Source organism: Nocardia barduliensis, assembly GCF_013315795.1.
Lineage (GTDB): Bacteria > Actinomycetota > Actinomycetes > Mycobacteriales > Mycobacteriaceae > Nocardia > Nocardia barduliensis.
Map to the genome: position 1 here is coordinate 1 of NZ_JABLTE010000166.1, position 11287 is coordinate 11287.

The following is an 11287-nucleotide window of genomic DNA, read 5'->3' on the forward strand; positions in this document are numbered from 1 at the left end:
CCCCGGGCCCGCCCGTGAGCATCTCGGGTCGCTGCTCGACCCACTGGACGAACATCCTGAACTGCTGGAGACCCTGCAGGTCCATATCGCACACAACCTGAACCGCGGGCGCACTGCGCGGCTACTGCACGTACACACCAACACCGTGGACTACCGGCTCAAGCGGATCGCTCAGCTCACCGGATTCGATCCCACCATGGCGAGCGGGCTGTGGCATCTGCGTTCGGCATTGGTTGCCCGCACTTACCGAAGGTGAGCAGGCGGGGGTTGGCCCGCCCGGAATTACTCCGGTCGATCAGCGTCCACCGTTCCCGCCGCCGCAGGACGGCGTCGCCCGCGCTGGGAAAGCGCCACCGACCGAAGGATTCCACGACCCGGCACGTCTACGATTTGCGAAACGAGGGAGTTTGCATTCTCTACCCCGTTCCCGCACCGGAACCGGCCGATGGCAATAATCGCGCAAAAGAATCAGCGGAAGTTCGACCTCGACCACGGTCGGAATCGCTCTCGAAAAGTCGACGAGTTGGAAACAGAAATGGATGATATGCGACGAACCGAAGCCGGCGGATTGCGCGCGACATGGCTGCCGTTCCAGAACCACCTGATCTCCATCGTCGCAGTCCACGAGACGGCCAGTGCCACGCCGATCGTATCCTTCGGCCCCGAGGACTTTCCGGATCTCGCGCAAGCACGAGAACTCCTTCCGGAAATGGCCAAGTTGTGGGACGCAGTACGCCACGACTTCTGGACCAAACTCATCCCACCGCAGCCCCGGTGTCGACAATTGCGATGGAGGTGATCTCGACGCCGTGCCCACTGCTGCGATGCATGCCAGGCTGCCAACCGACGACCACCGCCGTGTGGGTCGAAGCGACGCAGCCCGGGATGGCCAAGGCTCTCAACAGCCCTACGCTGGAACTGTTCACCCCTTTGGCCTAGGTTGCCACGTAGCACTTCGAAAGCATGATGCCAAACCTCGTCACATACCTGTGGGCATGGAACCCGAGGCCGTTCATCCAAATCGGCGGGGGATTTACGCGTCCGGCAGTCGCCGATAAGGCGCCGATCCACGGTATGGCGCGACGGCATCTCGGCCGGTCACGCGGATCCAGGCCAGAATGTCGAGTGTATTTGCCCACCACGAACGCCGGGCGCACAGATTACGCAACCTCACCAGTCTGGGACTCCTGGACGGGCGGCGTGCATCCGAGCGCCGGAAGATTCCTCAGCGGCTACGCGCGCGATCAGCGATCCAGCGTTCACCCCCTTGCGTCAGTCGGCGAGAAAAGCGGCCGCGATCGGGGCGAACTTGTCGTGGAACTGGAAGATTGCGCCGTGCCCGGAGCCGGGGTAGATGATCAGGTCCGATCCGGGGATTCGGCGGTGGAGGTCCTCGGAGAGTGGCGAGGGCACCATGCGGTCGTGGTCGCCGTTGGCGATCCGATTGTCGAAGGCGATCACGTGGCGACCAGCGGCGATCGGGTCGATGATTCGGGGGTCCCAATTGTCGAGGTTGCCCGCGAGGTGAACGAAGAACACGACGGGGATACCACCGCAAGGGCCGAGTTCGCGGTAGGCGAAGGTGATCCCACCCGCCTCGATTGTCCGGGTGGGCGCGTCCTGGTAGGTCTTCACGATGCCATTCGGTTGCTGGTCGGAATTCATGGCCGGTCTTCGAGTTGTGGTTGGCGAGTCGGGTGGGTGTCGGCGACGGCCAGGAAGGCCGGCGCTTCGGGGACGAACGCGCGGTGGTCCGGGAACACGATCGGGACCTCGGACGCCGCCCCGAGCTCCCGGTAGGCGAAGGTGACACCGGCGGCCTCGATGGGTCTGCGTCGGTGCGTCTTTCCAGGTGGGCATGATGACGTCCCTTTTGCATGCGTTCATTGGATTACGGTCATACTATTATGATCGTAATGTAATGTCGAGAGGGACACTGAACCCGAACGGAGCACCACCCATGGCCAGGTATGCCGCTGATCACAAGGACGCGACGCGACGACGGCTGATCGATGCCGCCGCACGCCGGATCAAGCGCGACGGTCTCGACGGCTCGGGCATCGCGTCCCTGGTCGGCGACGCCGGGTTGACCAACGGCGCGTTCTACGGGCACTTCACCTCGAAGGACGATCTCATCGCGAACGTCGTCGCAGATCAGCTCGCGGCCCAGCGCGCGATGATCGAGGCGATGCCCGACGGGCCCGATGGGTTGGAGCGCTTCATTCGCGAGTACCTGTCCCCGGCCCACCGCGATGACCGAGAGAACGGATGCCCGTCGGCGGCGCTGCTGGACGAGATCAGCCGCTGCGACATACAGATCCGTGACGCCTACACGACCGGCGTGCGGTCCATCCTCGCCCTCATCGCACACCGCCTGGACCCGGACGACCCCGAGGCTTCCTACGATCGGGCGACAGGGCTGTTCACCGCACTGATCTGCACCTTGCAGCTCGCCCGTGCGCTCACCGACGGCGAACTTTCCGATCGCGTCCTCGCCGCCGGCGTCACTAACGCGCTCGCCCTGGCCCAGCCGCCGACAACCCCCTCGAGCTCACCACAACAGTAAGGACGGAAGCACCGATGAAGGCATTCGTGGTCGACCACTACGGCGAGGACGGACTCGAGCCCGCCGACATCCCCACCCCGACGCCGGGCCGCAACGACGTCCTCGTCGACATCCGCGCGGCGAGCATCAACCCGCTGGACAAGATGGTGCGCAACGGCGAATTCAAACAACTCCTCAAGTACAAACCGCCCTTCGTCCTGGGGCACGACCTCGCTGGAGTCGTGACTGCCGTCGGGGAAGACGTGCGCGAGTTCGAAGTCGGCGACGAGATCTATGCACGGCCGAGGGACTTGCGGATCGGGGCCTTCGCCGAGGCCATCGCTATCGACGCCGCCGACGTTGCCCGCAAGCCCGGTTCGCTGTCGTTCGAGCAGGCCGCCGCAGTGCCGCTGGTGGCACTCGCCGCCTGGCAGGCACTCGTCGAGACCGCCGACCTTCAGCCCGGACAGAAGGTGCTGGTCCACGCGGGCGCCGGCGGTCTCGGATCGACGGTCATCCAGGTCGCCAAACACCTCGGAGCCTTTGTCGCCACCACCGCGCACACCAAAGACCTCGACAAAGTCCGGGCGTTGGGGGCCGACGAAGTCATCGACTACACCACACAAGACTTCACCCGGGAGCTCTCCGGCTACGACGTCGTCCTCGACTCTCTCGGTGTAGCCAGCCTGCAGAAGTCACTGACCGTACTCGCCCGCGGTGGTATCGCGATCAGCGTCGTCGGACCACCCGACCCGGGCTTCGCCAAACAGATCGGTCAGCCGCTGCTCTCCCCCGTCATGTACCTGATGAGCCGCAAGATTCGCGCCCAAGCCAAGAAGCGGGGCGTGCGCTACTCGTTCTTCTTCATGCGAGCCGACGGCAACCAGCTCGCTCATCTGGCCTCGCTCTACGACCAGCAGATCCTGCGCCCCGTGCTCGACCGGACCTTCCCATTCGCCGACACCCCCGAGGCGATGGCCTACGTTGAGCGCGGCAAAGCCAACGGCAAGATCGTGATCACACAATGACCCGCCATCCATCGAGCCCACAGCCGGGACCGGCAGTGCGGCGGCGCACCGGACTGGGATAGCCGGCCCCCATCGAGCACTTGATCGAGCTGTCCACGACGCTCCAGAACCGACGCGTGGACCTGAACGACTTCGTAACCTCAACCGCACCGCGACTGGCCCAGCGCTACACGGACTTCGTCGATTCCAGTCATTCTGAGATAACCGCTGGTCAAGCCATTGTCGTTGCTTTTCGCCTGCCAATCCGCGACCCCTACCGCACGGAAGGCGGTTCCGCTCGCAGGTCTTTCGACCTCGCCCAAACGAGTGAGCATCTTGGGATTGATGTTGAGCATTGGGCACCGGAGCAAACTTCTCTGAACTTACCTCGAGCCGCTCGACGGCGCGGCTGGATCAGCGGTCGTGTGCCGCGTGACTCGTGGCGAGTTGAGTTCTGCATGCGTTCTGTATCTCATATACGAGTTGCTGTTCCGTTCGGCCCCAGCCCGCTACCCACTCGTCTTCGAGATCGAATATTTGGCCGAGCGGAAGTGCGATGACGCTGTCGGCATAGTCGGACCGGGCGACGATCTCGCAAACCTTGGCGAGTACCCATCTCTCGGTGGCTCGGTTGTCGGCGTGCATGCGTGCGAGTTTGGTGAACGCCACCTGGGCCGCAGCTGCGTCCGAGTCCGGAATTGCGACGGTGCAGTCGGCCAGCGCCGCGGGCAGTATGTCGTGGACATCGTGAGGATCCGTGCCACTCAACCCAGCCAATATCCGGAGCGTTTCACCGTCGTAGCCTTGCATGAGCCAGTGCGCTGCCCAGTGGGATTCGTTCGGACGGGATAGTGTCGAGCGCTACCCACGCGGCTACCAACTCCGGGGTCGGGATCTCGCCGGAGTCAGGTGCAGGCCAGTCGTGCATGCCAGCCATGATGCCTGACCGCGTCGGGCTGCACTTATCGATTTTCGCCGTGGCAGCTGTGGGTGTCCTGGCGTTCCTGTGCGGCCCCGGGCTCACAAGGTCAACTCCCTGCTACTTGGCCTGGGTCAGCAGTTGCTCGGCCGACTTCTTCGTCTCCACCGCGTCGTTTTTCCCCACGGCGTCGAGTGTCTAGGCCGAGCTCGGTCAGTCCCCGCCTCGCGAACCTGCTTTATCCACTCGTCTAGATCGCCACCGCGACGTTCGACCGGGATCACTGCGAACTCGCCGTGGCTGGATGACACTTAGTAGTGGTGTGTGGATTGGGCCGGATCAGACCGCGAATCCGGTGCAGGCGATCAGTGATAGCACGGCTATCATCTGAGAGATTCCTGCGCAGGATAGGACTCGGTATTTGAAGTTGGTCCCAGCCCGAAGTGTCTGCAGCGTTTGTATGTTGCAGCGAGCGGTCGCGTTGCGGGCGCTCACTTCCGAGTCGGTCCAATGGGTGTCGATCATGGTGTGCAGGGTCGATGCCGTTGCCGAGTCGTAGGATTTCGCAAAGCCGGCGAACAATGACAGTGCGGCGGTGATGAGCATGGCGATCAGCGCGAGCAGCAATGTCGCTTTGGCGGGGCCGGTGAGTATGAAGTCTTTGCCACGAAGCACGGTGAAGACGGCAGCGACGAGCGTTATCAACCCCGTGGTAGCGGTGAGTGCGGCCGCGGCACGGTTGTTGGCTGTGTCTCGGCGGTCGTGCTCGGTTTTCAGTTCCGCGGCGATGAAGGAGGCGTATTCCTTCCCCTGATCGCTCATGTTTGATCTGTTTCGGTCGACGGCGACAGCCTATCCGTTGTGACTTCGCGTGTCACGGATTCGAACTTCAGCCAACCCAGCTCGGGTGGAAGTTCTGCGGCGGTGTCGTCGGTTGCACCGCCGGTCGCAGCGTCCGGATCTGATTCGCTGCTCGATGGCATGGCGACTCCCTTCTCCTGGTTTGTCGATAGTAATGATTGCGTTGTCGCAGCAGTTCGGTGACGGTTTACGTGCATCGAGGCTCGGGTCGATCGGCTTGTCTTCGCTTCATGCGCCGACGTGGAGGTGGGACGCCCAGAGAAAGGGTGCCGCGGGGATGGCGTCACGCAGGTCGCGCACGGCGTGATGTAGGGCGTGTGCGGCGTGGTCGATGTCGGGTACCGGGCTTTGGGTGGCGCTGAGTCCAGCATAGAAGTGTTCGGCAATATGGGCAGAGGCGCTGTCGTTGACAGCCCACAGTGTCCCGACGACATGGCGGTATCCCGCGAGTTGGAAGGCCGAGGTGAGGTGGATGGCTTCGTCGATGAACCGCTGATCGGTGGTGAGCGCGGTTTGGCACGCGGAGAGGTACGCCAGCCGGGCATCGTCGAGATGTATTGCCGCGACGGTGGATACGGTCAGCGGTTTGGTCGTGTGATCGCGAAGCAGCAGGCGGCTGCGGGAGGGATCCGTGCTGTCACTGATGCCATGGCAGGCGAAATGCGCAATGGTGCTCCGGCGTAGCAGGCTCAGGACGTTGTCTCTGGTGGGCAGGCGGCCAACTTCGGGGGGTGTCGCCTCGTTGGGATCGGGTTCGACCAGAGTGATGGGTGAAGGCGTCCGGGCACTGACGATTCGGACTTCGTCGGTGACCGAGGCGAGGCGGCCTTTCACATGAGGAGTGGTGGGCATGGCCACTATTACTGCGGATTCACTGACTGCGGGCCCGCTGGCCCGGCGGGCGTGCCGTAGAGCTGCGACCGTGGGCACGTAGGAGGAGACGACACGGTCCAGGACTGTTCGGCCACGGGGCTCCGATGCGGTGTGGTACCCGGCGGCGTGGATGGGCAGCAGACCCAGCAGGCCGCCGGGAGACCACCACACCCGTGGGCCGAGCGTATCCGCAGCGCGCGGCTGCCGATGTCCGAGCTCATCCAGGACCGGAGCGGCAGCGTTGTCCCACAGCCATCTCAGACATGCGGAAAGCTGTTGTTGCGCGGGCTGCCACTGGGTCGCCTCAGTTGCGCGGCGAGCCAGGAGCAGAGAGTGGTGAAAGGTGTTGACCTGATCGACAACTTTCTCGACCGAAAGCCCGGGTAGGAGTATACTGTGCACCCCGCTCGGAGTGACAAGTATTGCATCACAACGGTATTCACTGATATTGAACAGTGCTATCGAGCCTTGCGCGGCCTGCGCGGTCAGTTGATCGACCGAGGGCGGCAGTGCGAAGCCGGCGAACCCTTCCAAGGAGCGGATCTCGATCAGTGCCTGCTCGAGCTCGTCTGCCAGCTGTCGGCGAAATTCGGGAGATTGCGCGGCTTCGGCCAACTCCTCCGCGATTCCGGTGACGGGGGTGATCGACTCGGTGGTGCTATCGAGCTGCTCGCGCAAAACAGTGAACCGAAGGGCAAGCTGCGGGTGGTGAGCGGTGAGATCGGTCAGATCGGTTCGAAGCTGCAAGGTTTGGCCGAACAGTACCGCACGGCCGAGTTCCAATAGCTGCAGTGCTTTTGCCGGCCGGTCCGCCGCGGGTACGGACGGATCTGTGAGTGCGAGTGCGGCTGCGTCGGCGGCGAGCCCAGCGTATCTGCCGAGCGCGTACTGACCGTCGCTTCGCGCCAATCGCCGTGGTGAGGCATCGGTCAGTAGCCGCACGGCTCGGTCGAGCAGCTTCGCCGCCAGGCCCGGATCTGTCTGCGCGACAAGGTAGGCCGCAGAACGCGCGGCGGGAATACGAACCGAGGGCTCGGCGGTCCGAAGTTCGACAGCCTCGAGGAAACTGTCTGCTGCGTCGTCGAAATCGCGCTTCTGCTGGGTTTGCTCGAATCTTGCGTGCAGAGAACGGCCGAATTCGGACAGCCGGAAGGCGCGAATCGGATTGTCCTGCGCGGTGGCCGCTACTGCTTTCCGGCCGCAGTCCACCGCCTCATCAAGATCTGCGGGAAGATGCGTTTGCTCGAACTTCCGTCGCAAGTGGATGCCGAGGTTGGACAGCGCCCCCGCTCGCTCCGGAGCATCGGGCGCGAAGCTGCCGACGGCGCGTCTGCCAACTTCTGCGGCCTCTTCGCCGTCAGCCGATTCGCCGGTCTGTAAGTACAGATACGACAGGGCGTTAGCCAGATTGGCGAGCCTGCCCGGCCTATCGGTGAGGTCGGCATCGACCGCTTGCCTGGCTACGCTCACCGCCTCTTCGAGGTCCGATAGCTCTCCCGTTCGCCGGAACCGCGTCGACAATTTTGTCGCCAGGTTGTTCAAGAACGCGGCTCTGCTCGGATTGTCCATGCTGGTGGTGTTCACCGCTGCACGAGCCGCGTCGACCGCGTCGCAGATGTCGGCGAGCGCGCCGAACCGCTCGAACCGGGTGGACAGCGAATTCGCCAGGTCCGACAGATGGCCACCACGGTTATGGTGGCCGAGGGGAGTAGCAGCGACGGATTGCCTATGCACTGATACGGCGTCGTCTATGTCCGAATGCTGCGCGTACCGGATGAAGCTGTGCCGCAACATGACCCCGAGAGTTGTCAAGCGGCTTGCACGGTTCGGATCTGCGGTGGCGGTTGCGTCGACGGCTCGCCGTGTGAAGGCGATCGCGTCGGTGAGATCGCTCTGCATGCCCGCTCTGTCGAAGCGGACCTTCAGTGCGGCTCCGAACTTTAACAATCGTTGAGCTCGTTCAGCCTGTTCGACTGGGGTCGCGACCACGATGTGCTTCCACACTTCGGCCACCCTGTCGAGAAAGATCAGGTCCGCGGAAGTAGCTGCCTGACCGAGCAACCGCGTGGCCTCATCCTCGACCTCGTCTGCCAGAGTCGGTAGTACTGGTGGTGGAAACCTATCCAGATCCTCCCCGGCCAGGAAACACGCCGCGAAATGACCGACCGCGGCTTCCATCGCCGCCCTGCCCTGATCCACCGGCAACGCCGCCAGCCGGTACCAGTGCAGCCAGCCTAGAAGCGATCTTGTACGCAGATCGTCCTCACTGGTCAGGGACTCCAGTTCTGCCGCTTCGCTTTCCACGTCGGCTCCGAGGACGAGCGTACGGTTCCTCCGCAGGTCGGCCTGTCGAAGGCGGTTCATCACAGACTGCGTCAGGGTGCGGTGACGCTCCGGACGAGGCCCATCGACCTGACCCGGATCGGCTTCGGGCATTCTGACCTCACTCGTTGCCTGGACCGGCAATCGGCTACGACGTCCTATCGATCCGCAAGGCATCCGACGCCGCCAACCATGCCCTGCTATCAACGAGTCTAGGCAGCGACTCAACTGCGCGGTGCCGGCCGAACTGAACGGACCCCAGTGCTGGTTACCAGCGTATGTGAGGCACCGTCGAGGCCGATACCGACGGCGACGTAGACCGGGCGCGAGGCGACCTGACCATCCCGGATTGCCCCAGATACAGTCGATCATCACGACCGCATTCACGCGATCGAGCGGGAGGGACTGCCATTCGGCCAACTCGCCGGCCACTTCGTCGGTGATCTTGAAGATCGTCTCCCGCGAGATATCGGCACCATAGATCTCGGCCAGATGCGCTCGGATCTCCCCGGTCGTGAGCCCTTTAGCATACAGACTGACCACCGCATCGTTGAACCTTGCGACCCGCCACGCGTGTTTGGTCACGATCCGTGGGCCTCAACCAAGGGCGAGTCCTCCGATATGCCGATCGCCGGTGGCCGCTGGCTGATCGAAGCAGACTCGATCGTCATCTACGAGCGCCCGACCGGCGTGAAGGTGGATTCCACCGTTCCGTCAGCCCTCCTTCGGAATTCACCATCATGGACACGTGTTGCATCGCAGCGTTCGTAGTGGGTGATCGGAGAAATTAGAGCCCTACCTACACCGAAGAGTAGAAAGTGCCTACGGTGCGGGAACGAAACGTGCCGCCGCCGCGTCGACGCGGCGGGTCGTCGGCTATCGCGCCCGTACCGTGCGCGCTGCTCACCGCATCGGGCAGGTCCTACTCGGGTGGGGTCGGGGCGACGAGCGTCACCGATGGTCGGCATTGCTGCGTCGAGAACGTCGGCCTCTCACCTCGCACGGGCCAATTGAGAAAGTTCATGTTTCATGGGAGGTGCCCACTTCGGGGAACGGCATCAGGTTGACGTCCGATAATGCGGATCAACGGACGTCAATTGCTCGAATGCCCAGATGGGGCATAGTTTCAAATGCGATTGCCTCTGGTCGCAGTGCATGGAACTGTCGCCGGCTGCCGCTACCACACTCGATCCAGTCCGATTCGGCGACCCGAGGGGGAACCTCGCCATGCCCGACCATCCACCCAACGAGCGCCGCGCGGTGCCCCGTGCCCTGCCACCTCGCGCGCTCGTCTTCGACTCCGACTCGCAAGCCACTGTTGTCCGCGACGAGATGTGGTACGCGGTTCCCGTTGTCCGACGATCGTCACAGTGACAATTTCCCGGCGACCGGTACGCCGGTCAAGGACCGGGCGACGAAAGTCGTGACCTAGCTTGTCATCGACCTGCCACCGATCGGCCGCGACCGCGATGCCGACTTCTCGCTCCCGCGCACCGGCGACAAACGACCCCGCGTGACCACCGACCGCGAGCAGATCGCCGCCGACCGCCGCCGCGCCGAACGCGAGGCGGCCGAGCGGGCGCACCACGCGCTACGCGACCGTCCGGAGTACCGGAAGCGCCTGGAGATCGCCCGCGCACTGGAGCGGGCCGCGTACTCCGCGAGCGCGGTCGGGATGTCGTTGGGCGCCTGTGCAGCCCGCGGTGACTGGGCCACGCTGACCGAAGAAAGCCGCACCCGCGCGGGTGAGCGCGTCCTCACCGACCTCGACGCCGCGATGACTGGGCTCTCCGCGGAGCGCCTAACCACCACCCTCACCCAGAACCGGCGGCAAGTCGCGGTCACCGGTCAGCCAGCGCAGCCACAGCCGACCAGCCGGCACCCGATCCCGATCTCTTTCCGGTTCAGCTGTTCTTGAAGGGGTTGAGGGTCTTGCCGGCGAGGTAGCCCAGGCGTACGGGCAGGGGCTTCATGGCGGCGGCGGAGATCTTGTTGACGATGCCGGGGACGCACACGGGTTTGCCCTTCATGACGGCGTCCCAGCCTTCGGTGACGACGGCTTCCGGCTGCTGCCACATAATGCGGGGCAGGTGGTTGGCTTGGTCTCGGGTACCCATGACGTCGTGGAATTCGGTGTGGGTGAAGCCGGGGCACAGGGCGGTCACGTGGATGCCGTGCGGTTTGAGTTCCATGTCCAGGGCTTGTGAGACGTTGAGGACGTAGGACTTGATCCCGGTGTAGAGCAGGCTCGCTGCCGGTGGCGCGAACGCGGCGACCGACGACAGGTTGACGATGCGGCCCCAGTGGCGTTTCTTCATGCCGGGGATGACCAGATGGGCGAGTTCGGTCTGAGCGGTCACCATCAGTTGGATCTCTGCGGCCAAGGTGTCCCAGGGGGTGTCGGCGAACGCGGTCTTTCCCGACAGCCCGGCGTTGTTGATCAGGACGTCGATGTCCAGTCCCTGCTCGTCGGCGTAGCCGAGGATTGCGGCCGGGGCGGCGGGGTCGGTGAGGTCGGCGGCGAACACCTCATAGCGCTGCGCGCCGTGCTGCTGGGTCAGTTCCGCGGCCAGTTCCTGGAGCCGTTCGGCGCGGCGTGCGACCAGCAGGAGATGGTAGCCGCGGGCGGCTAGGTGGCGGGCGAACGTCGCGCCGATGCCGGCGGACGCGCCGGTGATCAGCGCGGTATGCGTGGATGCGGTCATGGGATCCTTCGTTCGAGCGGGGCCGATGGGTGAGGGGTGGATCAGGCGGGCGGGC

The 11287-nt window shown here is 64.1% G+C and carries 10 protein-coding genes and 1 pseudogene; 5 read left to right on the forward strand and 6 right to left on the reverse strand.

The window, feature by feature from the left end; translation table 11 throughout:
- Positions 1–256, forward strand: a 256-nt coding sequence (locus HOV91_RS36520; protein WP_174189768.1) for a PucR family transcriptional regulator, incomplete at its 5' end; no start/stop codon positions are given.
- Positions 257–445: 189 nt separating this feature from the next.
- On the forward strand, positions 446–799 hold the full coding sequence (locus HOV91_RS36525; RefSeq protein ID WP_174189769.1) for a hypothetical protein: 354 nt from the start codon (positions 446–448) through the stop codon (positions 797–799).
- A gap of 473 nt (positions 800–1272) precedes the next feature.
- On the opposite strand, the gene HOV91_RS36530 is transcribed toward HOV91_RS36525, so the two are convergent.
- Positions 1273–1665 carry an alpha/beta fold hydrolase gene (locus HOV91_RS36530; protein WP_174189770.1) on the reverse strand — a complete coding sequence of 131 codons (393 nt, stop codon included), beginning with the start codon at positions 1663–1665 and terminating at the stop codon, positions 1273–1275.
- A 295-nt stretch (positions 1666–1960) separates the two neighbouring features.
- On the opposite strand from HOV91_RS36530, the gene HOV91_RS36535 reads away from it, so the two are divergent.
- Positions 1961–2566, forward strand: coding sequence for a TetR/AcrR family transcriptional regulator (locus HOV91_RS36535; RefSeq protein ID WP_174189771.1), 606 nt, complete (start codon positions 1961–1963; stop codon positions 2564–2566).
- A gap of 14 nt (positions 2567–2580) precedes the next feature.
- Entirely contained in the window at positions 2581–3573 is a 993-nt protein-coding gene (locus HOV91_RS36540) for an NADP-dependent oxidoreductase (protein ID WP_174189772.1), read from the forward strand.
- 393 nt (positions 3574–3966) lie between these two features.
- Here the strand turns inward: HOV91_RS36540 and HOV91_RS36545 are convergent, their stop codons facing one another.
- The 4 genes and pseudogenes from HOV91_RS36545 to HOV91_RS41300 form a co-directional block, all read right to left on the reverse strand.
- Complete coding sequence (locus HOV91_RS36545) at positions 3967–4362, reverse strand: hypothetical protein (RefSeq protein WP_174189773.1); 396 nt, start codon at positions 4360–4362, stop codon at positions 3967–3969.
- 448 nt (positions 4363–4810) lie between these two features.
- Positions 4811–5293 (reverse strand): hypothetical protein, encoded by a 483-nt coding sequence (locus HOV91_RS36550; protein ID WP_174189774.1) that lies wholly within the window; start codon positions 5291–5293, stop codon positions 4811–4813.
- 267 nt (positions 5294–5560) lie between these two features.
- Entirely contained in the window at positions 5561–8641 is a 3081-nt protein-coding gene (locus HOV91_RS36555; RefSeq protein ID WP_217441525.1) for a CHAT domain-containing tetratricopeptide repeat protein, read from the reverse strand.
- A 303-nt stretch (positions 8642–8944) separates the two neighbouring features.
- Positions 8945–9112, reverse strand: a pseudogene (locus HOV91_RS41300) (transposase); the annotation flags it as partial.
- Positions 9113–10040: 928 nt separating this feature from the next.
- On the opposite strand from HOV91_RS41300, the gene HOV91_RS36560 reads away from it, so the two are divergent.
- The gene (locus HOV91_RS36560) at positions 10041–10445 is read left to right on the forward strand and encodes a hypothetical protein (RefSeq protein WP_174189776.1); all 405 of its coding nucleotides are present in this window, start codon (positions 10041–10043) and stop codon (positions 10443–10445) included.
- Here HOV91_RS36560 and HOV91_RS36565 read toward each other — a convergent pair.
- Entirely contained in the window at positions 10432–11232 is an 801-nt protein-coding gene (locus tag HOV91_RS36565; RefSeq protein ID WP_174189777.1) for an SDR family NAD(P)-dependent oxidoreductase, read from the reverse strand. The genes HOV91_RS36560 and HOV91_RS36565 overlap by 14 nt on opposite strands.
- Positions 11233–11287 lie beyond the last annotated feature (55 nt).

Excerpts from the sequence above, each read along its gene's own strand:
- HOV91_RS36545 (WP_174189773.1), bottom strand. The coding sequence starts at position 4,362 with ATGCAAGGCTACGACGGTGAAACGCTCCGGATATTGGCTGGGTTGAGT.
- HOV91_RS36535 (WP_174189771.1), top strand. The coding sequence starts at position 1,961 with ATGGCCAGGTATGCCGCTGATCACAAGGACGCGACGCGACGACGGCTG.
- HOV91_RS36555 (WP_217441525.1), bottom strand. The coding sequence starts at position 8,641 with ATGCCCGAAGCCGATCCGGGTCAGGTCGATGGGCCTCGTCCGGAGCGT.
- HOV91_RS36565 (WP_174189777.1), bottom strand. The coding sequence starts at position 11,232 with ATGACCGCATCCACGCATACCGCGCTGATCACCGGCGCGTCCGCCGGC.
- HOV91_RS36530 (WP_174189770.1), bottom strand. The coding sequence starts at position 1,665 with ATGAATTCCGACCAGCAACCGAATGGCATCGTGAAGACCTACCAGGAC.
- HOV91_RS36550 (WP_174189774.1), bottom strand. The coding sequence starts at position 5,293 with ATGAGCGATCAGGGGAAGGAATACGCCTCCTTCATCGCCGCGGAACTG.
- HOV91_RS36525 (WP_174189769.1), top strand. The coding sequence starts at position 446 with ATGGCAATAATCGCGCAAAAGAATCAGCGGAAGTTCGACCTCGACCAC.
- HOV91_RS36540 (WP_174189772.1), top strand. The coding sequence starts at position 2,581 with ATGAAGGCATTCGTGGTCGACCACTACGGCGAGGACGGACTCGAGCCC.